22 protein-coding genes, 1 tRNA gene and 1 other RNA gene are annotated in these 23,476 nt (G+C 69.9%); 10 read left to right on the top strand and 14 right to left on the bottom strand.

Annotated elements, in window-relative coordinates; translation table 11 throughout:
• Nucleotides 1-11 precede the first annotated feature (11 nt).
• Nucleotides 12-572: a hypothetical protein gene (locus ACAG20_RS12220; protein ID WP_112686706.1), complete on the top strand. Its 561-nt coding sequence runs from the start codon at nt 12-14 to the stop codon at nt 570-572.
• Between the two features lie 26 nt (nt 573-598).
• Here ACAG20_RS12220 and ACAG20_RS12215 read toward each other — a convergent pair whose 3' ends face one another.
• The 3 genes from ACAG20_RS12215 to ACAG20_RS12205 form a co-directional block, all read right to left on the bottom strand.
• Complete coding sequence (locus ACAG20_RS12215) at nt 599-1,918, bottom strand: DUF4226 domain-containing protein (RefSeq protein WP_370492695.1); 1,320 nt, start codon at nt 1,916-1,918, stop codon at nt 599-601.
• A 30-nt stretch (nt 1,919-1,948) separates the two neighbouring features.
• Nucleotides 1,949-2,692: a hypothetical protein gene (locus ACAG20_RS12210; protein ID WP_370492694.1), complete on the bottom strand. Its 744-nt coding sequence runs from the start codon at nt 2,690-2,692 to the stop codon at nt 1,949-1,951.
• A gap of 77 nt (nt 2,693-2,769) precedes the next feature.
• A tRNA-Ser gene (locus tag ACAG20_RS12205) sits at nt 2,770-2,855 on the bottom strand.
• A 251-nt stretch (nt 2,856-3,106) separates the two neighbouring features.
• On the opposite strand from ACAG20_RS12205, the gene ffs reads away from it, so the two are divergent.
• The 5 genes from ffs (at nt 3,107) to ACAG20_RS12180 (ending at nt 8,439) form a co-directional block, all read left to right on the top strand.
• Nucleotides 3,107-3,201: signal recognition particle sRNA small type (gene ffs / locus ACAG20_RS12200), an RNA gene on the top strand.
• A gap of 32 nt (nt 3,202-3,233) precedes the next feature.
• Complete coding sequence (locus ACAG20_RS12195) at nt 3,234-4,508, top strand: aminotransferase class I/II-fold pyridoxal phosphate-dependent enzyme (RefSeq protein WP_370492693.1); 1,275 nt, start codon at nt 3,234-3,236, stop codon at nt 4,506-4,508.
• Between the two features lie 96 nt (nt 4,509-4,604).
• Complete coding sequence (locus ACAG20_RS12190; RefSeq protein WP_370492692.1) at nt 4,605-5,225, top strand: CHAP domain-containing protein; 621 nt, start codon at nt 4,605-4,607, stop codon at nt 5,223-5,225.
• Between the two features lie 55 nt (nt 5,226-5,280).
• Entirely contained in the window at nt 5,281-7,215 is a 1,935-nt protein-coding gene (locus ACAG20_RS12185) for a DNA polymerase III subunits gamma/tau (protein WP_370492691.1), read from the top strand.
• A gap of 9 nt (nt 7,216-7,224) precedes the next feature.
• A complete protein-coding gene (locus ACAG20_RS12180; protein ID WP_370492760.1) occupies nt 7,225-8,439 on the top strand; it encodes an FAD-dependent oxidoreductase in 1,215 nt (404 codons plus the stop codon).
• 21 nt (nt 8,440-8,460) lie between these two features.
• Here the strand turns inward: ACAG20_RS12180 and ACAG20_RS12175 are convergent, their stop codons facing one another.
• The 3 genes from ACAG20_RS12175 to ACAG20_RS12165 are packed head-to-tail and all read right to left on the bottom strand — an operon-like array spanning nt 8,461 to nt 11,970.
• Entirely contained in the window at nt 8,461-9,768 is a 1,308-nt protein-coding gene (locus tag ACAG20_RS12175; RefSeq protein ID WP_370492690.1) for a class I SAM-dependent methyltransferase, read from the bottom strand.
• Nucleotides 9,765-11,144 (bottom strand): FAD-binding protein, encoded by a 1,380-nt coding sequence (locus tag ACAG20_RS12170; RefSeq protein ID WP_370492688.1) that lies wholly within the window; start codon nt 11,142-11,144, stop codon nt 9,765-9,767. The genes ACAG20_RS12175 and ACAG20_RS12170 overlap by 4 nt, the downstream gene beginning before the upstream one ends.
• 52 nt (nt 11,145-11,196) lie before the next feature.
• Entirely contained in the window at nt 11,197-11,970 is a 774-nt protein-coding gene (locus ACAG20_RS12165; RefSeq protein ID WP_370492687.1) for an Rv3717 family N-acetylmuramoyl-L-alanine amidase, read from the bottom strand.
• A gap of 116 nt (nt 11,971-12,086) precedes the next feature.
• Between ACAG20_RS12165 and ACAG20_RS12160 the strand changes: the two genes are divergently transcribed.
• From ACAG20_RS12160 to ACAG20_RS12150, 3 genes are all read left to right on the top strand, one after another.
• Nucleotides 12,087-12,422, top strand: coding sequence for a YbaB/EbfC family nucleoid-associated protein (locus tag ACAG20_RS12160; protein WP_370492686.1), 336 nt, complete (start codon nt 12,087-12,089; stop codon nt 12,420-12,422).
• Between the two features lie 10 nt (nt 12,423-12,432).
• Entirely contained in the window at nt 12,433-13,044 is a 612-nt protein-coding gene (recR, locus tag ACAG20_RS12155; protein ID WP_112685937.1) for a recombination mediator RecR, read from the top strand.
• Between the two features lie 147 nt (nt 13,045-13,191).
• A complete protein-coding gene (locus ACAG20_RS12150) occupies nt 13,192-14,040 on the top strand; it encodes a DUF559 domain-containing protein (protein ID WP_370492684.1) in 849 nt (282 codons plus the stop codon).
• On the opposite strand, the gene ACAG20_RS12145 is transcribed toward ACAG20_RS12150, so the two are convergent.
• The 7 genes from ACAG20_RS12145 to ACAG20_RS12115 all read right to left on the bottom strand — a co-directional run bounded on the left by ACAG20_RS12145 (nt 14,037) and on the right by ACAG20_RS12115 (nt 20,081).
• On the bottom strand, nt 14,037-15,218 hold the full coding sequence (locus ACAG20_RS12145) for an NAD(P)/FAD-dependent oxidoreductase (RefSeq protein ID WP_370492683.1): 1,182 nt from the start codon (nt 15,216-15,218) through the stop codon (nt 14,037-14,039). The two genes, ACAG20_RS12150 and ACAG20_RS12145, sit on opposite strands and share 4 nt — an antisense overlap.
• Nucleotides 15,215-15,397 (bottom strand): rubredoxin, encoded by a 183-nt coding sequence (locus tag ACAG20_RS12140; RefSeq protein ID WP_083038852.1) that lies wholly within the window; start codon nt 15,395-15,397, stop codon nt 15,215-15,217. The genes ACAG20_RS12145 and ACAG20_RS12140 overlap by 4 nt, the downstream gene beginning before the upstream one ends.
• Nucleotides 15,394-15,567, bottom strand: coding sequence for a rubredoxin (locus ACAG20_RS12135; RefSeq protein ID WP_370492682.1), 174 nt, complete (start codon nt 15,565-15,567; stop codon nt 15,394-15,396). The genes ACAG20_RS12140 and ACAG20_RS12135 overlap by 4 nt, the downstream gene beginning before the upstream one ends.
• Entirely contained in the window at nt 15,567-16,799 is a 1,233-nt protein-coding gene (locus ACAG20_RS12130) for an alkane 1-monooxygenase (RefSeq protein ID WP_370492681.1), read from the bottom strand. The genes ACAG20_RS12135 and ACAG20_RS12130 overlap by 1 nt, the downstream gene beginning before the upstream one ends.
• Nucleotides 16,800-16,862: 63 nt before the next feature.
• A complete protein-coding gene (locus ACAG20_RS12125) occupies nt 16,863-18,134 on the bottom strand; it encodes a PucR family transcriptional regulator (RefSeq protein WP_370492680.1) in 1,272 nt (423 codons plus the stop codon).
• Nucleotides 18,135-18,148: 14 nt separating this feature from the next.
• Nucleotides 18,149-18,850, bottom strand: coding sequence for a type 1 glutamine amidotransferase (locus ACAG20_RS12120; RefSeq protein ID WP_205868871.1), 702 nt, complete (start codon nt 18,848-18,850; stop codon nt 18,149-18,151).
• A gap of 4 nt (nt 18,851-18,854) precedes the next feature.
• A complete protein-coding gene (locus ACAG20_RS12115; RefSeq protein WP_112685925.1) occupies nt 18,855-20,081 on the bottom strand; it encodes a Mur ligase family protein in 1,227 nt (408 codons plus the stop codon).
• A gap of 132 nt (nt 20,082-20,213) precedes the next feature.
• On the opposite strand from ACAG20_RS12115, the gene ACAG20_RS12110 reads away from it, so the two are divergent.
• Nucleotides 20,214-21,212, top strand: coding sequence for a DEDDh family exonuclease (locus ACAG20_RS12110; RefSeq protein WP_112685923.1), 999 nt, complete (start codon nt 20,214-20,216; stop codon nt 21,210-21,212).
• Between the two features lie 302 nt (nt 21,213-21,514).
• Here the strand turns inward: ACAG20_RS12110 and leuA are convergent, their stop codons facing one another.
• The gene (leuA, locus tag ACAG20_RS12105; RefSeq protein WP_370492679.1) at nt 21,515-23,422 is read right to left on the bottom strand and encodes a 2-isopropylmalate synthase; all 1,908 of its coding nucleotides are present in this window, start codon (nt 23,420-23,422) and stop codon (nt 21,515-21,517) included.
• Nucleotides 23,423-23,476: the final 54 nt, after the last annotated feature.

Genomic DNA, 23,476 nt, shown 5'->3' with positions numbered 1-23,476 from the left:
CGGAGCCACCGATGACCGGTTTCGTTCGTCGAATCACGCAGGCTCTGGCCGTCGCCGGCATGGTGGCCGGTCTGGTCGCGACTGCGGGTTCACCGGCGCTGGCGCAGCCGGCGGGGTTCCCCGATCTGGATACCTTCAGCCCGGCCCCGATCGAGGACTACATCACGACGGGCCCCAAGGGGCCCGGCCGCTGGGTGAATTTCTCCACGCCCTACAACATCGCCTGCCAGTTCGACGCCACCGAGCCGCCGGCGGGTTCCTCGCAGGCCATCATGTGCGACGGCGACATGCCGGGCATGGCGAACGCGCCGCTCAGTTCGGGCGCTCCGGTGGCCGACGGCTGTGTGATCGGGACGGTGCGTTCCCAGGGCGCGGCGGGTCTGCGCTTGAACCGTGAGTCGGCGAGTTGCGGCCGCCAGTTCTCCAATGGAGCGTTCCTGGGGGTCGGGCAGAAGCTGTCCTACGGCAATGTGACGTGTGCGGTGGGCGCCGACCAGCTGGTCGCCTGCCTCGACACCTCGTTGGGCCACCACGGTTTCGTGCTGCGACCGTCCGGCAGCACAGCGTTCTGAGCCCCGGGCGAACCCGGCCGTCCCGATTACGGGTTGATGTTGAACGTCGTGGTGTAGGTCCGCGGGTGGTAGGGCGGCGGCGGAGCATCCGGCCCGATGGGCCAGCCCTCGGGCGTCGGCCAGGTACTGATCCGCATGGTGACCTGTTCCTGCCCGTTCGGGAGCGTCTCGATGTTGACGACGCTCGGGCCGTAGGGAACGGCCGGTTGATTGCCCGGGCTGGGAATGAAGCCCGGGCCGGTGAGCTCGTGCGACGGCGCGGTGAGGAGCCCCTGCGGGCTGCCCGCGGTCACACCGACGATCTGGCTGCCGTTGCTCGCGCTGGTCAGTAGGTAGCCGCCCTGGGGCAGCGACACGATCTGGTTCTCCCGGTCGCCGGCGCCCAGATTGGTGAAGGTGCCGACCTGATGCAGGCTGTCCATCCACGCGTTGGGAGGGGCACCGGCGGCGACCGGATCGGATTGCCACATGGCGCGCTGCCCGTCCTGACCGATGTTGCCGACGATGATCATCCGTCCCGACTCGGCGTCGAAGACCCCGCTGGCCTGCGAGATGCCCACCTTGGTGTCCGAGCCGATCGTGGTGCCCATCAGCGGCCCCAGATCCGTTGCGGGATCAGCCAGGTTCTGTACCCGGGACTCCGGCGCGATGAAGTTGTCCGGCGAGGTCCCGGGCCCGTAGGGGCGCACGCTGTAGAACGCGTACTGCTGACCGTCGGGCCCGACGGCCGTCCCGGTGGGCAGCGCCCGAAAACCCTCGTCGACGGGAAACGGGTTGTCGATGTCGGGCTGTCCGGGGATGTGCAGCCGCGGATGACCGGTCTCCGGGTCTCCGGTGATGACGATTCCGGTGCCCGGGATGGTGGCGCCCAGGTCGTAGGGCGAGCCCTCCTGGTCCTCCGGCACCGGTGGGCTGCCCGAGCCGGCGATGCTGGGATCGCGCGGAGCCGGTGTTTCATTGTCCACCAAGCGGATGTGCGGATCCGTGTCGCCGTCGCCGTCGAGCTGGTAGCGATTGGTCAGGCTCCGTACCAGCCCTGCCCGGTGCTCACTGTCGGCGTGAGCGTCGTTGACGATCTTGTGGATCTCGCGGGTCTTGCCGGTCAGGTACCGCTGGAACTGACGGGAGCCGGCGGGGGTGTCCAGCCCCGGCCAGGTGGCCGCGGCCTGCCTGATCTCGGCGGCCATCGCGTCGAGGCGCTGACGCGAAGCCGAGTTGTTGCGGACCGCCTCCCGCAGGATCGCCTGGAAGTCCCGGTCGGCTGCCACGGAGGCCTCCAGCCGGTTGACCAGCTTGTTCTCCCGCGCCCGCGCCGCGTCGGCGAAAGCACCGCGGTTCTCGGTCATGGGGCAAAGGTTAACCGGGCGGCGTTGGTCCTACTTGCTCTTTTTCGCCCGGCGCTTGCCGGACGGGCGCAACTTCTGCTGCGCTCCGGTCGGTGCGAGTTCGGGGGCTTCTTCGCCGGCCGATTCGGTGACCTCCGCGGCCGAGTCGGCCTCGACGGTCTCGCCGGACCCGGCGTCTTCGTCGGCGTCGGTGTCGGCGTCGGTGCCGGCGTCGGTGTCGGTCTCCTCGTCGGTGTCGCCGTCCTCAACATCGTTGGCGGCCGCGGCTGACTTCTTCGCCTTCTTGGCGCGCCAGCGCCGCAGCGTCGACTGCTTCTCCGACTTGGGCTTGAGCGGTTTGGGCGGCGGCGGGGGCATTGCGGCCACGAACGACAGGTAGAACGCGCCGATGCCCAACAGTGCGATCGCGGCCGCGGCCCCGTAGATGCCGAACAGCCATACTCCGGCGGTGTCCAGCGACAGCCAGATCTCGCTGATCGCGGTCCCCGCGATCAGGATTCCGGCCACCACGTGGCCCACGATCGAACCGGTCAGCAGCGTCAGCGTCAGCTGCGGAGTTCCGTACTCCGGTTTGCGGGCGTGCCTGAGGGTTGCCACCACCGGCAGCGCGGTCCCGGCCACCAGCAGTCCGAGGAAGATCCGCAGCACCGTGCCCAGCACATGCGGGGAGAAGCCGGTCAGCTCCCACCACCGGGGAATTACGAACAGGAAGTACAAGATGGCGGCGAGAGTCGAGAGCGACGCGTGCCAAACCGTGGCAACGGTGCGACTCACGCCACCTCCCGTGTTTCGTCAGTAGTGATTCAGGTGCGACCAGACCGCGGAATTGCGGTCCGGTCGCACCTGCGGTGCGGAGGATGCGGGATTTGAACCCGCGAGGGCTATTAACCCAACCCGCGTTCCAGGCGAGCGCCATAGGCCACTAGGCGAATCCTCCGTCGGCAATGGTAGCGGAGACCCTTGCGGGGCCGCGCGCTCCTCACCCAGGTCCACCGTGCCTGGCGGCGGTGGCCCACTGCGCCCGGCTTCGCCGCGCTGGTGACCACGGTGCCGGTGGCGGTGGCCCACTGCGCCCGGCTTCGCCGCGCTGGGTGACCACGGTGCCGGTGGCGGTGGCCCATCCCCCGCAAGCGGGAGGTGCCCCCGCGCCCGGCTTCGCCGCGCTGGTGACCACCGCTAGACTTGGCACTCGGACCCCGCGCGGCGTCTATCCTGTGAACTCCCCCAGGGCCGGAAGGCAGCAAGGGTCAATGGGCTCTGGCGGGTGCGCGGGGTCCCCTTATGTGTTTGGCCTTCGATTGTGAGAGGCGCACCCGTGTCGCTGCAGAACCTCAGCCGTGCCGACTTGGCTGCTCAACACGAGAGCTACCAGCGCGCTTACGCCGAGCTACAGGCCAAGAAACTGTCGCTGGACCTCACCCGCGGCAAGCCGGCGCCCGAGCAGCTCGACCTGGCCAACGGCCTGCTGGCACTGCCGGGCATCGACGACTACCGCGCCGACGACGGCACCGACACCCGCAACTACGGCGGCCTGCACGGTCTGACCGAGCTGCGGGCCGTCTTCGGCGAACTGCTCGGCATCGCGGTGCCCAACCTGATCGCCGGCAACAACGCCAGCCTGGAGTTCATGCACGACGTCGTCGTCTACTCGATGCTGCACGGTGGTGTCGACTCGCCGCGTCCCTGGAGTCAGGAAGCCGCCGTCAAGTTCCTGTGCCCGGTGCCCGGCTACGACCGCCACTTCGCGATCACCGAGACGCTGGGCATCGAGATGATCCCCGTCCCGATGCGCGAGGACGGCCCGGACGTCGACCTCATCGAGGAACTCGTCGCCGCCGACCCGGCGATCAAGGGCATGTGGACGGTGCCGGTGTTCGGCAACCCGACCGGCATCACCTATTCCTGGGAGACGGTGCGCCGGCTGGTGCAGATGGCCACCGCCGCGCCCGACTTCCGGCTGTTCTGGGACAACGCCTACGCGGTGCACACCCTGACCACCGAGTTCCCCCACCAGGTCGACGTGCTCGGGCTGGCCGCCGCCGCCGGCAACCCGAACCGGCCCTACGTGTTCGCCTCCACCTCGAAGATCACCTTCGCCGGCGCCGGCGTCAGCTTCTTCGGCGGCTCGCTGGGCAACATCGCCTGGTACCTGCAGTACGCCGGCAAGAAGTCGATCGGCCCGGACAAGGTCAACCAGCTGCGCCACCTGCGGTTCTTCGGTGACGCCGACGGGGTGCGGCTGCACATGCGCCGCCACCAGGAGATCCTGGCGCCGAAGTTCGCGCTGACCGCCGAGATCCTGCAGAACCGGCTCGGCGAATCCAAGATCGCGTCGTGGACCGACCCCAAGGGCGGCTACTTCGTCAGCCTCGACGTGCTGCCCGGCACCGCGCGGCGCACCGTGGCGCTGGCCAAGGACGCCGGGATCGCCGTCACCGAGGCCGGCGCGTCCTTCCCCTACCGCAAGGACCCCGACGACAAGAACATCCGGATCGCCCCGTCGTTCCCGTCCACCGACGACCTGCGCGACGCTGTCGACGGCCTGGCCACCTGCGCGCTGCTGGCCGCCGCCGAGCACCTGCTGGGCTGACACCGCGTGGAATTCGGCGTACCGGCGGGCGCCGCCGCCTAACATTTCCCGAAAGTTGCGTCGGGAACCCGTCAAAATGCCGGTGGAGGCCGAGAAATGGCGAACAAGATCGGTGTTGTGGGCTGCGCGGTGGCGGCGATGGCCGCTTTCGGGCTCGGCCAGGTTCCCGCGGCGTACGCCCCCAGCCGGGCGGATCCGGTGATCGACCACTCGCCGGTCCACGTCGGCGATGCCGGGCCCGGTCCGGCCGAGGCGTTGCCGGCCAAGGTCAACGAGGCACTCGACGTCTTCCGGGGAGCGGCCGCCGACGCCGCCCATGGCCACCCGGTGATGTACGGCGACGGCCAGTGTTACCCGCTGATCCTGCAATACATCCGCGCGCTCGGGTACCCCTGGCGCAATCGCGACCCCAGCGGCAACGCGTTCGACCTCTACCAACATTTCCCCACCAACGGCCTGGGCGAATACTTCGACCCGGTGCCGTTCGACGGCGGCATGAACCTGCCGCAGGTCGGCGACATCGTCGTCTACGGACCGGGCGGGTACGTCAGCGAGCACGGGCACGCCGCGGTGGTCACCGCCGTGCGCGGAAACGGTCCGCTGTTCGGCTACGAGACGGCCGACCAGAACTCCGGCGGCCGGTTGTTCGTGACGTTGAACTGGCGTGACTTCAGCCCCGCCTACAACACGCTGGGCTATCTGCGCCCGAAGGTGTAGCGCCGGTGCCGCCGGGCGGCGCACCGGCGTCGGCCCGAGCAAGTAACCTGCTGGCGTGGCGCTCTACCGCAAGTACCGGCCGGCAACCTTCGCCGAAGTGGTGGGGCAGGAGCACGTCACCGAACCGCTGTGCACCGCGCTGTCGGCGGGCCGGATCAACCACGCCTACCTGTTCTCCGGGCCGCGCGGCTGCGGCAAGACGTCGTCGGCGCGCATCCTGGCCCGGTCGCTGAACTGTGCGCAGGGGCCCACGCCCACGCCGTGCGGGACCTGCGATTCCTGCGTGGCGCTGGCCCCGAACGGTCCGGGCAGCATCGACGTCGTCGAACTCGACGCGGCCAGCCACGGCGGCGTCGACGACACCCGAGACCTGCGCGACCGCGCGTTCTACGCCCCCGCCCAGTCGCGGTACCGGATCTTCATCATCGACGAAGCGCACATGGTGACCCCCGCGGGCTTCAACGCGCTGCTCAAGATCGTCGAGGAGCCACCCGAGCACCTGATCTTCGTGTTCGCCACCACCGAACCGGAGAAGGTGCTGCCGACCATCCGCTCCCGCACCCACCACTATCCGTTCCGGCTGTTGGCGCCGCGGACCATGCGCGAGCTCATCGGGCGGATCTGCGAGCAGGAGAACGTCGCCGTCGATGACGCCGTCTACCCGCTGGTGATCCGCGCCGGCGGCGGCTCGCCACGCGACACCCTGTCGGTGCTCGACCAGCTGCTGGCCGGCTCGGAGCGCGACGAGGCCGGGGTCGACCACGTCCACTACCAGCGGGCACTGGGCCTGCTGGGCGCCACCGACGTCGCCCTGATCGACGAGGCGGTCGACGCGCTGGCCGCTGGCGATGCGGCGTCGGTATTTGCGGCGGTCGAAGCCGTTGTTGATGCCGGCCACGACCCCCGCCGGTTCGCCATCGACCTGCTGGAACGATTCCGCGATCTGATCGTGCTGCAGGCCGTGCCGGACGCGGTCGCCAAGGGTGTGGTCGACGCGCCCGAAGACATCCTGGAACGCATGCATGACCAGGCCGCCCGGCTCGGCTCGGCGACCCTGGCCCGCTACGCCGAGGTGGTGCACGCCGGTCTCGGTGAGATGCGTGGCGCGACGGCACCGCGGCTGCTGCTGGAGGTGGTGTGCGCCCGGCTGCTGCTGCCGTCGGCCGCCGACACCGAAGCCGCGCTGCTGCAGCGGGTCGAGCGCATCGAGAGCCGGTTGGACATGTCGATCCCGAGTGCGGCGGCCGCCCAGCCGGCAGCCGGTGACGCCGCGGCCGCCGCCAGGCAGTTCACCCGCCGCTCGCAGGCCGCCGAGCCGGCCGTCCCGCGACCGCCCGCCCCGGAACCCGCGGCCCCGGTGGCGCCGCCCGCCGCGCCGGTGCCCGAGCCGAAGACCGCTCCCGAGCCCGTTTCGCCACCCGGACCGGCACCGGCAGCACCGCCGCCCCCGGCTGCAGCACCGTCGCCCCCGGCTGCAGCACCGCCACCTCCGGCCGCGGCACCGCCGTCCGCTGCGCCGGCACCCGGTTCGGCCGCGCCGGGAGAACCTGATGCCGCCGCCGTCCGTGCCATGTGGAGCACCGTGCGGGAGAAGGTGCGCCAGCGCAGCCGCACCACCGAGGTGATGCTGGCCGGTGCGACGGTGCGCGCCGTCGACGGCGACACCCTGGTGCTGAGCCACGAGTCGGCTCCGCTGGCCAAGCGGCTCTGCGAACAACGCAACGCCGACGTCATCGTCGAGGCGCTCAAAGATGCCCTCGGGGTGAACTGGCGGGTGCGCTGCGAAGCCGGGGCGCCGCCGGCCGAACCCGCATCGGCGGCGCCGGCCGCGCCGGTGGCCGCGGACCTGGCGCGGCGAGCCGACGAGGATGCCATGCTGGCCGAGGCGGAGGCCGAGCGCTCCGACCCGGCGCCGCGCCGCGATCCCGAGGAGGCGGCCCTGGAACTGCTGCAGAGTGAGTTGGGCGCTCGGCGTATCGGTGGTGACTGACTGGACGACATCACCGACACCACCTCCTGCGCGATAGTCGGCGGCGGTCCCGCCGGCATGGTGCTGGCGCTGCTGCTGGCCCGTGCCGGGGTCGACGTGACCCTGCTGGAGAAGCACGCCGATTTCCTGCGCGACTTCCGCGGCGACACCGTGCATCCCACCACGCTGCGGCTACTCGACGAGCTCGGCTTGTGGGACCGCTTCGCGGCGCTGTCACACAGTGAGATCCACCAGGTCGTCCTCGACGTGGCCGGCCGGGGCGTCACGGTGGTGGACTTCGGCCGGCTTCGGGGCCAGCCGCACCCCTACATCGCGATGGTGCCGCAGTGGGATCTGCTCAACCTGCTCGCCGAATCCGCGCAGACCGAGCCGACTTTCACGCTGCGGATGCAGACCGAGGTCACCGGACTGCTGCACGAGAACGGCCGGGTCGCCGGAGTGCGCTACCAAGGCCCCGACGGTCCGGGCGAACTGCGTGCCGGGCTGACGGTGGCCTGCGACGGGCGGTGGTCGATCGCGCGGCAGGAGGCCGGCCTGCGGTTCCGGGAGTTTCCGGTGAACTTCGACGTGTGGTGGTTCCGCCTGCCCAACGATGAAGATGCGAAGCCGACACTGCTGCCGCGGCTCGGTCCGGGCCGCGCCGCCATCATGATCCCGCGCGAGGGTTACTTCCAGGTCGCCTATCTCGGGCTCAAGGGCGGCGATGCGGCGCTGCGGGAGCGCGGCATCGAGGCGTTTCGGCGCGAGGTCGTCGAACTGATCCCGGAGGCCGCCGATGCGGTGGGCGCACTGCGCAGCCTGGATGACGTCAAACACCTGGACGTACGGGTGAACCGGCTGAGGCGGTGGAGCATCGACGGTTTGCTGTGCATCGGCGACGCCGCGCACGCCATGTCCCCGGTGGGCGGGGTCGGCATCAATCTGGCCGTGCAGGACGCGGTCGCCGCCGCCACCATTCTGGCCGAGCCGCTGCGGCGTGGCCAGGTGACCGGGCGTGATCTGGCGGCGGTGCAACGGCGCCGGGCGTTTCCCACCGTCGTCACCCAGTCGGTTCAGCGGGTGCTGCACCGCGCACTCACGCCGATCCTGCGCGGTAAAAACCTCAGCCCGCCGGCGGCTTTCGGCACCGTGATCGCCAAACTGCCCTGGCTGTCCGCGATTCCGGCGTATCTGGTGGGCGTGGGGGTGCGCCCGGAGCGGGCGCCGTCGTTCGCCCGGCGCTAGCCGATCGCGGTGATCCGCCGGCTAGGGCTGCCACCACTGCCGTAAGGGCAGGCCGTCGTCGCCGCCGCGGTCATCGAGCTTGGCCGCCAACACGTGATGCAGCTGAATGGCGTTGTGCTCGAAGCCCAGTCGCGAACCGGCCATGTAGAGACCCCATACTTTCGCGGTGGCCAGCCCGACCTCGGCGACGGCCTCGTCCCAATGCGCCACCAGATTGGCGCACCAGTCCCGCAGCGTCAGCTCGTAGTGGTGCCGGATGTTCTCGGCGTGGACCACCTCCAGACCGGCGTCCTGGATTTCGCTGATGATCCGTCCCGACCCGGCAAGTTCGCCGTCCGGGAACACGTAGCGGTCGATGAAGTCGCCCGCGGTGGCGCTGGATTTGTTGTCCGCGCGGGTGATGCAGTGGTTGAGCAGCAGGCCGCCGCGGCGCAGCTTGGATTTGAGGAATCCGAAGTAGGCGGGGTAGTTCGCGACGCCGATGTGCTCGGTCATGCCGATCGAGGAGACCGCGTCGAATTCGGTCTCACGCACATCGCGGTAATCGCAATGGCGGACCTCGGCCAGTTCGGCTAACCCCTCGGAGGCGATGGCGCGCTGGGCCCACCGGGCCTGCTCGGCAGAGAGCGTCGCGCCGATGGCGCGCACACCGTGCCGCGCTGCGTAGCGGACCATGCCGCCCCAGCCGCAGCCCACATCCAGCAGCAGGTCGCCGCGGCGCAGCCGCAACTTGTCGAAGATCAACCGGTACTTGTTCTCCTGGGCCTCCTCGAGCGTCGCGTCCGGGCTCGGATAGACCGCGCAGGTGTAGGTCATCGACGGCCCCAGCACGGCTTCGTAGAAGGCGTTGGACACGTCGTAGTGGTGTTGAATCGCGCTGGCGTCTCGATGCTTGCTGTGTCGCAGGCCGTCGGCGACGCGCAGCCACCGGGGGCGGGCCTCCTGCGGCGGCGGTGCGATGGGCACCAGGTGCTCGATCCCGATGGAGCGCACAATGTTGGCCAGCACCCGCGGCGACGGCCGTTTGAAGTGCAGTTCTTCGGCGAGCGCCTTGAGCAGGCGGTAGGGGTCGCCCGGGTGCACGCCGTGCGCTGCCAGGTCTCCGGCGACGTAGGCCCGGGCCATGCCCAGGTCGCCCGGCGCGGTGGCCAGATAGGTGGTGCCGCGCGGGGTGAGCAGTTCCAGGCCCAGCGGGGCGTCGTCGGGTCCGCTGCTGCTGCCGTCGTAGGCGGTGAACCGCAGCGGCAGGTGACCGTCGGTGGCCAGCGTCTCCAGGACCTCCGCCAGGGTCAGCCTGCCGGTGTGCGTCTGCTCCTTGTAGGTGGTCATCGTCGTCGCACCGCCTTGTCGTAGAGGTCCAGCAACCGGGAGTCAGGGTCGTAGGTCCGCTTGACCTGGCGGTAGGTTTCCCCGCCGTAGAGCTCATCGAACTCCGCGGGGGTGTAGTAGGAGTCGGAGTACAGCGACTTGTGGCCGTCGAGTTCGCTCACCTTTGCCTCGATCAGCCGATTGGTGGCTCCCTCGGTGGCGCCCGCCGGGACCGAGGACCAGAAACCGACGTTGACGTAGGTGCGGTTGGGCCGCATCGGGTACAGCGGCCAGTTCTCGTCGGTGCGCAGTCGCAGCGGGCACAGCCACACCGGCTCGATCGGCACGTGGTCGAAAAACCAGTCCAAGAACTCCCGGCAGCGCCCCAACGGCACCTCGATGTCCTGCACCACTCGCTCGCGCGGCGGCCGGCCCTGGCGTTTCTCGATCCGGTCGGCGATGGCGAACCGCCTGTCGTAGCCGATCAGCTTCGAGTAGAAACTGCTGCGCCGATAGCGCCGCGGCCAGGCGCGCCGCACCAACGGGTGCTGCGCCCCGAACGCCCGCGAGCACCAAAACCAGTCGGTGTCCCAGCGCCACAGGTAGTCGTGGATGGTCAGCCGGTCGTCTTTGATCCCGTGCCCGTGCTGGATCGAGCGGTAGTAGACCCGCTGGCCGGTGTAGTCACTGACCGCACCCGGGGTGTCGGTCTCGATCCCCAGACACAGGTAGCTCTCGGTGGGGGAGAACACCACACCGTCGAGGTAGTCCACCGCGACACCGTCGAACCCGCCGGTGTCGATGATCCGGTCCATCGTCGCGATCAGGTCGTCCAGCGCATGGAACCGGATGTGCCGTAGCGCCACGAACGGTTTGACCGCCTCCAGCTCGATCCGCAGTCGCGTCGAATAGCCCAGCGTGCCATAGGAATTGGGAAATGCCCGGAACAGGTCCGCGTGCCGGTCACGGGAAACGGTCAGCAGCTCGCCGGCGCCGGTGAGAACATCCATCTCCAGCACCGACTCATGCGGCAGGCCGTTGCGGAACGACGCTGACTCGATGCCCAGGCCGGACACCGCCCCGCCGACCGTGATCGTCTTCAACTGCGGAACCACCAGCGGTGCGAACTCGTACGGCAGCGTCGCGGCGACCAGGTCCTCGTAGGTGCACATACCGCCGACGTCGGCGGTGCGGTTCGCCACGTCGATGCCGATGACATTCACCAGGCCCGAGGTGTCCAGGCCCGGGGCATCGCGTTTGGCGCGGGCCCGGAACAGGTTTGAGGTGGGTTTCGCCAGCCGCACCGACGCGCTCGCGGGAATCGCCCGGTAGCTGTCCAGCAGGCGTCGCACCCCCCGCGTGTGGGATGTCGGTGCGTCGACCGGCCGGACGGACATCACCTCCCACGCTAGCGGCCGATCGTCGGCCGCGCACTCGACGCGGCCGGGCTCACTGGGATTGTTGTGGCGCGCCCTGCGTGCTCAGGTAGCCGGCGATGCCACGGGCCACGGCGTCGGCGTAGCGTTGCCGTCCCCCCGGACTCTCCATCAGCGCGGCGTCCGCGGGATTTTTCATATTGCCCAGCTCGACCAGGATCGAGGGGTACTCGGCCAGGTTCAGCCCGGCCAGGTCGGCGCGTCCCTTCAGCCCGTCGGTGCCGATGTAGTTGGCCGGCGGAATGCCGGCGGCCTGCAGCTGGCTGCGCATCGCCTGCGCCAACCGCACCGCCGGGCCCTCCTGGGCCGGGTTGAGTGGCGGCGCGGAGTAGTTGACGTGGAACCCGCGGCCGGTGGCCGGTCCGCCGTCGGCGTGAATGGACACGATCGCGTTGGGGTGTAGCGAGTTGGCCATCGCGGCGCGCTGGTCGACGCACGGTCCCGGCCCATTGTCGTCGCCGCGGGACATCGCGGTGCGCACCCCCGCGGAGTTGAGGGCCTGCCGAATCCGCAGCGTGGTGTCCCAGGCGAAGCTGTGCTCGGGATAGCCGGAGTTGGTGGTGGTCCCGCTGGTCTGGCAGTTCTTGGTGCCGCCCCGGCCGTTGGTGACCTGGCGGCCGATGGCCGCGGGATCGGCGGTGCCGCTGTGACCGGGGTCGAGGAACACGATCATGCCGGCGATGTTGCCGGGGGCTGCCCAGGATGACGGGGCGCTCGGGACCGCGGCGGCCGCCACCAGGCCGGTGATGATCGCGACGCCGACACGCGAAAGAACAGGTACGCGCACGCCGCCAACGTAGGCTCGCGCCGACTACGCTGGAGTTTCAACACGCGCCCGGTCTTGGAGCTGAAACCAAGCCGCAACCAAGTCGAGACCACGCACAACAACGCAAGGGGAGTGTCATGCAACCAGGAGGCCCGCCCGACATGTCGGCGTTGCTGGCGCAGGCCCAGCAGATGCAGCAGCGACTGTTGGCCGCGCAGCAGGAGCTGGCCGCCACCGAGGTGCAAGGCGAGGCCGGTGGCGGCCTGGTCAAGGTGACCTCCAACGGCAGCGGCGAGGTGCTGGCCGTGCAGATCGACCCGAAGGTCGTCGACCCGACAGATATCGACACGCTGCAGGACCTGATCGTCGGCGCGCTCGCGGATGCGTCGAAGAAGGCGCACACGCTGGCCCAGGAGCGGCTCTCCCCGCTGGCCGGTGGCATGGGCAACGCCCTCGGTATGCCGGGTACGTAGGTGTGCCACCTTGTTTGAAGGCCCGGTTCAGGACCTGATCGACGAGCTGGGCAAGCTGCCGGGTATCGGCCCCAAGAGCGCCCAGCGGATCGCGTTTCACCTGTTGTCGGTGGAGCCGTCCGAGATCGACCGGCTCACCGCGGTGCTCACCAGGGTCCGCGAGGGGGTGCTGTTCTGCGAGGTGTGCGGCAACGTCTCCGACGCGCAGCGCTGCCGGATCTGCGGGGACTCGCGCCGAGACTTCGCCCAGATCTGTGTGGTCGAGGAACCCAAGGACGTCGCCGCCATCGAGCGCACCAGAGAGTTCCGCGGTCGCTACCACGTGCTGGGCGGGGCGCTGGACCCGTTGAGCGGGATCGGGCCGGAGCAGCTGCGGGTGCGTGAGCTGCTGAACCGGGTCGGGGAGCGGGTCGACGGCGTCGACGTCAGTGAGGTGATCATCGCCACCGACCCCAACACCGAGGGCGAGGCCACCGCCACCTACCTGGTGCGGATGCTGCGCGATATCCCCGGGCTCTCCGTGACGCGCCTGGCGTCCGGGCTGCCGATGGGCGGCGACCTGGAGTTCGCCGACGAGTTGACGCTGGGCCGGGCCTTCACCGGCCGCCGTGCCATGGCCTGACGTTCCCTTTTCCGCCCTGCCTCCCTCTCCCCTCGCCGAGCCCCCTCCCCCCTCGCCGAGCCTGTAGTTACCGTGCTCGCTACTCGCATTTCTTCGCGCTAACTACAGCTTCGCGGCCATGTCAGTCCCCATTGGCAACCTCAGGCCATGGGAGAGGTCTTCATCGGTAGCGAAGCGCTGGCGCAGGGCCGGCTCACCGAGTACGAACTGCGCCGCTGGCACCGGGCGATATTCCGCGACGTGTACGTGCCGGCAAGGCATGAGCCCACCCTGCGCGACCGGATCGAGGGGGCGTGGCTGCGATCTGGCCGACGAGGCGTGATCGCCGGGGCGGCCGCCGCGGCCCTACACGGGGCCGAGTGGGTAGACGCCGATATCCCGATCGAGCTGATCTGGTCGAACACCCGCCCACCGGACGGTGTCATCGCTCGCGACGAAACCCTCGCCGACGACGAGCTGACCCAAGTCGCCGGCCTACCGGTCACCACGCCTGCCCGCACCGCCTACGACCTGGGCCGTCACCTGCCGCGCGGCAAGGCGGTGGCCCGCCTCGACGCCCTTGCGCGGGCCACTCCGTACTCGACCGAGGATGTGCTGCTGCTGGCCAAACGCCACCGTGGCGCTCGGGGCTTACAACGGCTGCGGGCGGCACTTCCGCTGGTGGACCCCGGCGCTGCCTCACCCCGGGAGTCCCGGCTGCGACTGAGGCTCATCGACGCCGGCCTACCGGCGCCGACCACCCAGATCCCGGTGGTCGAGCGGGGGTATTGGCCGTTCGCCTGGCTGGATATGGGCTGGGAGGAATATCGAGTCTCCGTCGAGTACGACGGCGATCAGCACCGCAAGGACCGCCCGCAGTACGTCCGGGACCACCGGCGTCAGCGCAGGCTGGAAGCCTTGGGCTGGATCAACATCCGGGTGATCAAAGAGGACGCGCCCAGCGACGTCATCCGCCGCGTCATCGACGCCATGCGGTCCCGCGGCTGGCAACCCTAAACCGGCACCAGCACCTCGGAGATCGGCAGCCGCGCGGCGATCCCGGCGCGAGCCGTCCGGATCTTCTCCGGGATGCCCGCCCCGACCACGCCGACGAGCACCCCGTCGCGCTCGTAATAGGCGACGAACCGGCGGCCGTCGTCCTCGGTCAGGTGCACGGTGTCGCCGGTCCGGGGGTGGCCCAGGCACTGGATCTTGAGGTCGTACTGGTCGCTCCAGAAGTAGGGCACTCCCGCCCGGGGCACCACCGCCGAACCCAGCATCGCCGACACCATGGTCTTCGCCTGCTCGGCGACGTTGCTCCAATGCTCGACGCGCGCCTGCGCCCCCGACAAGTCCCGCCACGACGCCACGTCGCCGATCGCCCAGACATCCGGGGCGCTGGTACGGCCGGCCTCGTCGCAGACGATGCCGTCGGCCACCGCGATTCCGCTGCCGGCCAGCCAGTCGCAGGCGGGCCGTGATCCGACCCCGACGACCACCAGATCGGCTGGGATCGCCGAACCGTCGGACAGCGTCACCGACTCCACGCCGTCGGACCCGGACACCGAGTCCACCTTCACGCCGGTGCGCACGTCGACGCCCTCGTCGCGGTGCAGTCGGGTGATCAACGCGCCCACCTGCTCGCCCAGTGCGGCGGCCAGCGGGGTGGGCTGCGGCTCCACCAGCACCACCTGAACACCGGCGCCGCGCAGACTGGCCGAGACCTCGCAGCCGATGAAGCCCGCCCCGATCACCACGGCGCGGCGCGCACCCGCCGCCCGCCGGCGCAGCGCCAAGCAGTCGTCGAACGAGCGCAGCGCGTGGATCCCGTCCAGGTCCGCAAACGACGGAATGCGGTTGGGCACCAGGCCGGTGGCGATCACCAACTGGTCATAGCCCAGCACTTCTCCGTCGGCCAGGGTCACGGTGTGGGCCGCCACGTCGACGGTGCGGGCCGCGCAGCCCAGCCGCAACCCGATGCGGTGCTGCTCGTAGAACGCGGCCGGTTTGAGGGCGACGTCCGCGGCGGTGACGGCCTCGCGCTGCAGCATCTCCTTGGACAACGGCGGGCGGTCATACGGCGGGTGGATCTCGGCGCCGACGATGGTGATCGGCTCGGTGTGGTCGTTGCGGCGGAGCTGTTCGGCGGTGCGGACCGCGGCCAGCCCGCCACCGATGATGAGCACCCCGCTCACGGCCGCGCCACCTCCACCATCTCGAAGTCGGCCTTCGCCGCGCCGCAGTCCGGGCAGCTCCAGTCCTCGGGGATGTCGGCCCAGCGGGTGCCGGGGTCGATGCCGTCCTCCGGCCAGCCCAGCGCCTCGTCGTACTCGAAGCCGCACTGCAGGCACCGGAACAGTTTGTAGTCGTTCATGAGTTCACTCCCATCGGTTCGAAATCGAGCTTTTCGCGGACCGCACAGTCCGGGCAGGTCCAGTCGTCGGGGATCTGCGCCCACGCCGTCCCGGCCGGGAAGCCTTCGCGTGGCGCGCCGACACCCTCGTCGTAGACGTAGCCGCAGCCGGGGCACCGGTAGCGGGCCATCAGGCGTTCACCGCCGCTGCGGCGTAGCGGGCCAGGATCTTCTCCCGGCGGCGCGGCGAGATGTTGGCCCGGGTGATGTCGCCGGCGTAGTGCGCCAGCACCCGGTGGTCCATCAGCTTGCGCCACACCGGCGGGAAATAGGTCACCCCGATGAGCGCTCCGTAGCCTGCCGGCAGGTTGGGCGAGTCGTCGAAGCTGCGCAGCGTCTGGTAGCGCCGCGTCGGGTTGGCGTGGTGATCGCTGTGGCGCTGCAGGTGGTACAGGAACAAGTTGGTCACCAGGTGGTCGGAGTTCCAGCTGTGCTGCGGCGTGCAGCGCTCGTAGCGGCCACTGGGCTGCTTCTGGCGCACCAGCCCGTAGTGCTCCAGGTAGTTCACCGACTCCAGCAGCGACGAGCCGTAGCAGGCGTTGATCAGCACGTACGGGATCAACGCGACACCGAACACCGCGATCATCACGCCCCAGAACAGCAGCGACATCGCCAGCGCATTGATCACGTCGTTGCCCGGCCAGGTCCGCGGGTTCCAGGGATTCTTGCCGGTCCGGCGGATCCGCGCCGCCTCCAGCTCCCACGCCGAACGGATACCGCCCCAGGCGCTGCGCGGCAGGAACTCCCAGAACGTCTCGCCGAAACGCGCCGACGCCGGGTCTTCGGGGGTGGCGACCCGCACGTGGTGGCCGCGGTTGTGCTCGACGTAGAAGTGCCCGTAGCAGACCTGGGCCAGGGTGATCTTGGCCAGCCAGCGCTCCAGTGACTCCCGCTTGTGGCCGAGCTCGTGGGCGGTGTTGATGCCCACGCCGGCCACCGTCGCCGCCGACATCGCCACACCGATCTTGCCCAGCCAGCCCAGCGACCCGTCGAAGCCGAGCCAGCCCAGGTCCGACGCGGTGAACAGGTAAGCGCCCAGGATGGCGCTGGCGTACTGGAACGGGATATAGGCGTAGGTCGCATACCGGTAGTACTTGTCGTTCTCCAGCGCGGCCATCACCTCATCGGGCGGGTTCTGTCCGTCGGCCCCGACGGCCAGGTCCAGCACCGGCAGGATCACATAGAGCAGGATCGGCCCGATGTAGAAGGGCAGCTGCGACGCGGTCTGCCAGCCGGCCTGGTTCATCGCCCACACCAGCGGCAGCATCAGGAACATCATGGTCGGCACGAACAGGCCCAGCAGCCACAGCTGTCGCTTGTTGTCGTGCCAGATCTTTGGCTTGTCACTCAGTTCGGCATTCATGTCGCCGACGTTAGGTAGCCGTGCCGCCTCGTCGCTCGTCCCGCGGAACCGGAATTCGGCGGGTTATTCGTCTTGCGGAGACAACGGGGACAACACGGCGGCGCCGTACCACTGACAGAGCAGCAGCGCGATCTCGACGTCGAGCCGGTCCTCGGTGATCGGGCGGCCGCGACGTTCGATAGCGCGCTGGACGCGGTACTTCATGGTGTTGACGTGGAAGTGCAGCTGCTCGCCGGCCGCCTTGAAGCTGGAGCCGGCCCGCAGGAACACCCGCAGGGTGTCGCGGAGTCGCTCGTCGCCGTCGGTGGCACGGGCCAGTGGACCGAGCACCTCACCGACCCAGGCGCGTGCGGCGGCCACGTTGTCGCCGCCGAGCAGTGCCGCCGCCGACAGCCCCGGATCGGCTGCCGCGCTGACCCGGGTGACACCGGAGGCCACCGCCAGGGTGTGTACCGCCAGCGCCTGCTGGTGAGACCGGCGGAAACCCTCGACGCCGGGCAGCGGATCACCGATCGCCACCCAGGGCTCGCCGGGCGCGGTCTGCGCGCAGCCGCGGATCTGTTCCACCGCGTCGTGCCCGGCGTTCGACGCCAACGGAATCCAGGCCCAGCCGGTGGCGCTGTCGGCCGGGATGAACAGCGGTGCGCCTTGTCCGGCAACAGATTCGGAGAGCTGCTTGATGAAACCCTCAGCGGCTGCGAGCTTGTCGCCGACAGACTCCGGGTACCAGACGATCAGCGCCACGTGGGTCCGCCGCAGCGGGTAGCGGATTGCGGTGGTCATCGCGTCGACATCCAGGCTGTGTCCGGCGAGGATCTCACGGACCCGCAACGCGCGCACCGCGTTTCGACTCTCCAGCCAGCGTTCTCGTTCGGCCTGGTAGACGGCGGACACCTGTTGCGACATCTCGTCGATGTAGCCGAACATCAGCGTCGACATCTCCGAGAGCACGTCTAGGCGAAGGTCGGGATCCAGCTCGGCGGAACGGATCTCCTCCAGCACCACCCGCAACGCCATCGAGTGGCCCAACCGGTAACCCCGGACCAACGCGTTCACCGGGACCCCGCGCTGCGCCAGCCGCCGTGCGTGCTCGAGCGCCACGGCCGGCGCGGCGATTTCGGCCACCGGGATGTTGTGGCGGATCGCCGAGAAGTACGTGTCGACGTTGGCCGCCACCGTTTCGTGCAACAGCTGCAGCAACGACGAATCCGCGGTCAGGTCCGGTGACTCCTTGGCGATCAGATCCTCGATCACCTGGGTGGTTTCGGCCAGGTGGTCGTAGAGCCGCTGCGAGATTCCGATCGCGGCCTCGGCGACGGTGCTCAGATCGGTCATGGTCGCAAACGTAGTCAGGCTCGCCGGGGCGCGCTCAGTCTTTCGGCGCGCAGCATCTCCACCTCGGGCAGCTCCAGCGGTGCCAGCTCGCCGACCACCTTCGACAGCAGCAGATCGGCCAGTTCCGGGTTGCGGGCCAGGCACGGCCCGTGCAGGTAGGTGGCCACGACGCTGCCCTGGATCGCGCCGTCGAATCCGTCGCCGGCCCGGTTGCCGGCGCCCTTGGTCACCTTGCTCAACGGCGATGCGGCCGGACCCAGCACGGTGCCGCCGCGGTGGTTCTCGAAGCCGGTCAAGGGTTGGGTCAGGCCCGCCAGCAGCGGGTCCCCGACCACCTCGCCGATGGTGCGCGTCTGCTGCGGTGCGGTGGTCACATCCAGCATGCCGACGCCGTCGACACGGTCGCCGGCCGACGTCTCATACCAGGCCCCGAGCACCTGGACGGCTGCGCAGATCGCCAGCACCGGTGCGCCGCGTTCGGCGGCGCGCTGCAGGCCGGGATACCGGATCAGGTGCCGGGTGGCCAGCCGCTGCGCGTAGTCCTCGGCGCCGCCGAGCGTGTAGAGGTCCAGTGACTCCGGGACCGGGTCGGCCAGGGTGATCTCGACGATCTCGGCGGCGATACCGCGCAGCGCCAGCCGCTGCCGCAGCACCACCGCGTTGCCGCTGTCGCCGTAGGTGCCCATCACGTCGGGCAGCACCAACCCGATCCGCACCGGCTCAGTCACGGTCCAACCTCCGCTGCAGCTGCAGGAACGCGGTGTAGTTGGCGACCACCTCGACCGGCCCGGGCGGGCAGGAGGCGATCGCGGCGACGGTGTCGTGTACCAGGGTGTGCTGCACACCGGCGTAGCCGAGTCGCACCGCCAGGTCGGTGCCGCGCTCGCCGGCCGCCACCACGTGGACACCCTCGAAGTGCTCGAACCGGACATCCCACAGCCAGGACAGGTCCTCGCCGTCGGGCACCTGCCCGTTGACGGCGATCACCACCCCGGCGGCGTGGTGGTCGACCATCGACAGCGCCTCCTGCCAGCCGGCCGGGTTCTTGGCCAGCAGCATGCGCACCGTGTGCTGGCCGACCTGCACCGACTTATAGCGCCCGGCCACCTCGTCGACCGAGGAGACCGCGGCCACGGCTTTGACGGGGTCGGCGCCCAAGGCGACCGCGGCGGCGACGGCCTGGGCGGCGTTGCCACGGTTGACGGTGCCGGGCAGGGCGAGCCGCATCGGCAGCACCAGCCCGTCGGGGCCGTACAGCGAGTCGTCGTCGAACCACCACTGCGGGGTGGGCCGGGCGAAGTCGCATCCGGTGGAGGACCAGTGGTCGTCGCGTCGGTCGATCACCTCGCCGCTGCGCGGGCAGCTCACCGAGTCGCCCGCCCAGCCGCCGCCGGCGGCGACCCACACCACGTCGGGACAGTCATAGGCGGCCGAGGTCATCAGGATGTCGTCGCAGTTGGCGACCACGATCGTCTGCGGATGCCGGGCCAGGCCGGTGCGCAGGGCGCGTTCCACCGCGTTGATCTCCCCGACCCGGTCCAGCTGGTCGCGCGACAGGTTCAGCAACACCACCACCGTCGGTGACACCGCGTCGGCCACATGCGGCACATGCATCTCGTCGACCTCGAGTGCGGCCAGCCCAGCGGTGCGGTCGGCGGCCAGCGCCGCCACCAGCCCGGCGTCCATGTTGGCGCCCTCGGCGTTGGTGGCCACCGGGCCCAGGTCGCGCAGCGCGGCCGCGATCATCCGGGTGGTGGTCGACTTGCCGTTGGTGCCGGTGACGACGACGCTGCGCCGCCCGGTGCCGAGCTGCCGCAGGATCGAGCGGTCCAGCGTCATCGCGACCAGGCCGCCGATCATCGCGCCGGCGCCGCGGCCGGTGATGCGAGACGCCCACCGGGCGGTTGCTCCGGCGGCCAGCGCGAGGCGTCCACGGGCGGTGATCACCCGACGAGTTTAGGGGCGACCACAAGCGCGGTGTCCGCGCCGGGCGCACTGGGTCGCCCCTCGACCAATTGAGTCGCCGACACGGGCCCTCGCCGACCGCTATCGCTCACCCCGACGTGCCATTCTCATGGCATGAGTGCGCTGTGGGGGCGCCCGGCCCGCGAACCCGGCGACGGCTGGGTGGTCGTCGACGTCGAGACGTCGGGGTTCCGGCCCGGGCAGGCCCGGGTGCTCAGCCTGGCGGCCCTGGCACTCGACGCCGACGGGCGAATCGAGAAGTCGGTGTCGCACCTGGTCAATCCGGGCACCGACCCGGGCCCCACCCATGTGCACGGGCTGACCGCCGAGATGCTGGCGGGCCAACCCCAGTTCGCCGATGTGGTCGACGAGGTCGCCGCGCTGCTGGTCGGCCGCACCCTGGTGGCCCACAACGTCGCGTTCGACTACACGTTCCTGGCCGCCGAGGCCGAGATGGCCGGCGCGGAACTGCCCGTCGACTCGGTGATGTGCACCCTGGAGTTGACCCGGCGGCTCGACCTGGGCCTGGCCAACCTGCGGTTGCAGACGCTGGCAGCGCACTGGGGTGTGGTGCAGACGAGGGCGCACGACGCGCTCGATGACGCCCGGGTGCTGGCCGGCGTACTGGAGCCGGCGCTGCAGCGGGCCCGGGAGCGCGATGTGTGGCTGCCGGTGCGGCCGGTGACGCGGCGCCGGTGGCCCAACGGCCGGATCACCCACGACGAGCTGCGGCCGCTGAAGGCGCTGGCCTCGCGGATGCCGTGCGCCTACCTCAACCCGGGCCGCTACGTGCGGGGACGTCCGCTGGTGCAGGGCATGCGGGTGGCGCTGTCGGCGGAATGCCGCCGCACCCACGAGGAACTCGTCGAACGGATCTTGTTCGCCGGGTTGGCCTACAGCGACGTCGTGGACGCCAACACCTCGCTGGTGATCTGCAACGACGACAGCGCGGAGCAGGGCAAGGGCTACCTGGCGCGGGAACTCGGCGTGCCGACGGTCTCCGACGAGCAGTTCATGGCCTGCGTCGACAGCGTGGGCGGGGTCGTCGGAGGCACCGACGTCGAGCAGTTCGCCGACACCGGACCGGCCGGTGAGCAGATCTCGCTGTTCTGAGCGGCACCCCGCTTCCTGACGCCGCAGGCGCCCACCAGCTGCCTTCGCCCCGCTTGTCCCAGCTGGCACGGTGGTCCCAGCTGGCACGTTGTCCCAGTTGTCACGACGGGGTGGGTGCATCGCTTTTGCCCGCCTTCGAGCGACAACGTTCGTTATGTCAAGCCGCAATTCGTCGCCGACGTCGGCGACCCGCAGAATCGCCCGGCGGGCGGGCTGACATAACGCCAGTTGTCGCGCAAAGGTGGGCAACAATCACATGCCGTCCCCGCCGTGGCTTCTGGGGCCGGAGTTACCCACGGGGCTCAGCCCGATCGAGCCGCCCGATTCACCGCCGAGACCACCGCCCGCAGTGACGCCGTGGTGATCGACGACGCGATCCCGACACCCCAGACCGTCTCGCCGGCTGTGGCCTCGGCGTGCCGACCCGCTTCACCGGCCGCGTTCGCGATCGTCACGGACGCTTCCACATACGCCGCGGCCTGGGCCTCCTCGCCGGCGCTCATCGCGTGCTCGGAGTAGTCCAGCACGTTGACGTGGATCCCGACGTCGGTCAACGCGTCGACGAACGCGGCCAGCGGCCCGTTGCCGGCGCCGGCGATCTCGGTCTCCACCCCGTCGACCAACACCGTGGCCTCGATGCGGTCGGTGCCGTCGTCGGTTTCGGCGGCGATCAACCGCTGGTGCATCCGCTCCAGCGGACGGATCGGGTTCAGGTACTCCTCGGCGAACGTGTCCCACATCTCCTTGGGGGTGACCTCGCCGCCCTCGCCGTCGGTCAACTGCTGGATCACCCTGGAGAACTCGATCTGCAGTCGCCGCGGCAGTACCAGCCCGTGGTCGGTTTTCATCACGTAGGCCACCCCGCCCTTGCCCGACTGCGAGTTGACCCGGATCACCGCCTCATACGTGCGGCCCACGTCGCGCGGATCGATCGGCAGGTAGGGCACCTGCCAGAGCATGTCGTCGACATCCGAGTCGGCGGCATCGGCGTCGATCTTCATCTGGTCCAGGCCCTTGTTGATGGCGTCCTGGTGACTGCCGGAGAACGCGGTGTAGACCAGGTCGCCGCCGTAGGGGTGGCGCTCGGGCACACCAAGCTGGTTGCAGTACTCCACGGTGCGGCGGATCTCGTCGATGTTGGAGAAGTCGAGCTGCGGGTCCACTCCGCGGGAGAACAGGTTCAGCCCGAGCGTCACCAGGCAGACGTTCCCGGTGCGCTCGCCGTTGCCGAACAGGCAGCCCTCGATGCGGTCCGCCCCGGCCTGGTAGCCGAGCTCCGCTGCGGCGACCGCGGTGCCGCGGTCATTGTGCGGGTGCAGGCTCAAGATGACCGAGTCACGCCGCTTGAGGTTGCGGTGCATCCACTCGATCGAGTCGGCGTAGACGTTGGGGGTGGCCATCTCCACGGTGGCCGGCAGGTTGAAGATGATCGGCGAATCGGGCGAGGGCTGGATCACGTCGCCCACCGCATCACAGACCGCTTTGGCGTACTCCAGTTCGGTTCCGGTGTAGGACTCCGGGGAGTACTCGTAGCGCCACCGGGTGCCCGGATATTTGGCGGCCTCTTCCAGGCACTTGCGCGCCCCGGCCACCGCGATCTCCTGCACCGCGGCGCGGTCGGCCCGGAAGACCACCCGACGCTGCAGGATCGACGTCGAGTTGTAGAAGTGCACGATCACGTTCGGAGCACCGTCGCAGGCGGAGAAGGTGCGCTCGATCAGCTCGTCGCGGCACTGCGTGAGCACCTGCAACGTGACGTCGTCGGGGACGGCGCCGGCTTCGATGATCTCGCGGACGAAGTCGTAGTCGGTCTGGCTGGCCGAGGGGAATCCGACCTCGATCTCCTTGTAGCCCATGGCCACCAACAGGTCGAACATCCGCCGCTTGCGGGCCGGGCTCATCGGGTCGATCAGTGCCTGGTTGCCGTCGCGCAGGTCGACGGCGCACCACATCGGGGCACGCTCGATGACCCGGTCGGGCCAGGTGCGGTCGGGCAGGGTGATGGGCTCCACCTCATCGGCGAAACTGCGGTACCGGCTGATCGGCATCGCCGAGCCGCGCTGGGTGTTCCAGCCGGGTTGGCCGGGGTTGGGCGGCCCGACGGGTTTGGTGATGCGGCGTCCCGACGTGAAGGCGTCGGGGGAGGCCTGCGAAAAACTGGTCACGGTGATTGCTCCGGGGTTCTCAGATGGGATTGGAGACCGGCGCATCGCGAAAGACCCGCGACGGGAGGCCGGTCTGGATCAGACCCCGCCGCGGCGTCC

The sequence above is a fragment of the Mycobacterium sp. pW045 genome (assembly GCF_041287085.1).
Taxonomy (GTDB): Bacteria; Actinomycetota; Actinomycetes; order Mycobacteriales; family Mycobacteriaceae; genus Mycobacterium; species Mycobacterium algericum_A.
Note: the sequence above shows the minus strand (reverse complement) of the source record. Positions and strands in the feature narration are given on the sequence as shown.

Coding starts and splice junctions, on each gene's coding strand:
- ACAG20_RS12110 (WP_112685923.1), top strand. CDS start 20,214: ATGAGTGCGCTGTGGGGGCGCCCGGCCCGCGAACCCGGCGACGGCTGG.
- ACAG20_RS12140 (WP_083038852.1), bottom strand. CDS start 15,397: ATGAACGACTACAAACTGTTCCGGTGCCTGCAGTGCGGCTTCGAGTAC.
- ACAG20_RS12170 (WP_370492688.1), bottom strand. CDS start 11,144: ATGTCCGTCCGGCCGGTCGACGCACCGACATCCCACACGCGGGGGGTG.
- ACAG20_RS12135 (WP_370492682.1), bottom strand. CDS start 15,567: ATGGCCCGCTACCGGTGCCCCGGCTGCGGCTACGTCTACGACGAGGGT.
- ACAG20_RS12125 (WP_370492680.1), bottom strand. CDS start 18,134: ATGACCGATCTGAGCACCGTCGCCGAGGCCGCGATCGGAATCTCGCAG.
- ACAG20_RS12190 (WP_370492692.1), top strand. CDS start 4,605: ATGGCGAACAAGATCGGTGTTGTGGGCTGCGCGGTGGCGGCGATGGCC.
- ACAG20_RS12175 (WP_370492690.1), bottom strand. CDS start 9,768: ATGACCACCTACAAGGAGCAGACGCACACCGGCAGGCTGACCCTGGCG.
- ACAG20_RS12150 (WP_370492684.1), top strand. CDS start 13,192: ATGGGAGAGGTCTTCATCGGTAGCGAAGCGCTGGCGCAGGGCCGGCTC.
- ACAG20_RS12215 (WP_370492695.1), bottom strand. CDS start 1,918: ATGACCGAGAACCGCGGTGCTTTCGCCGACGCGGCGCGGGCGCGGGAG.
- ACAG20_RS12160 (WP_370492686.1), top strand. CDS start 12,087: ATGCAACCAGGAGGCCCGCCCGACATGTCGGCGTTGCTGGCGCAGGCC.
- leuA (WP_370492679.1), bottom strand. CDS start 23,422: ATGCGCCGGTCTCCAATCCCATCTGAGAACCCCGGAGCAATCACCGTG.
- ACAG20_RS12130 (WP_370492681.1), bottom strand. CDS start 16,799: ATGAATGCCGAACTGAGTGACAAGCCAAAGATCTGGCACGACAACAAG.
- ACAG20_RS12220 (WP_112686706.1), top strand. CDS start 12: ATGACCGGTTTCGTTCGTCGAATCACGCAGGCTCTGGCCGTCGCCGGC.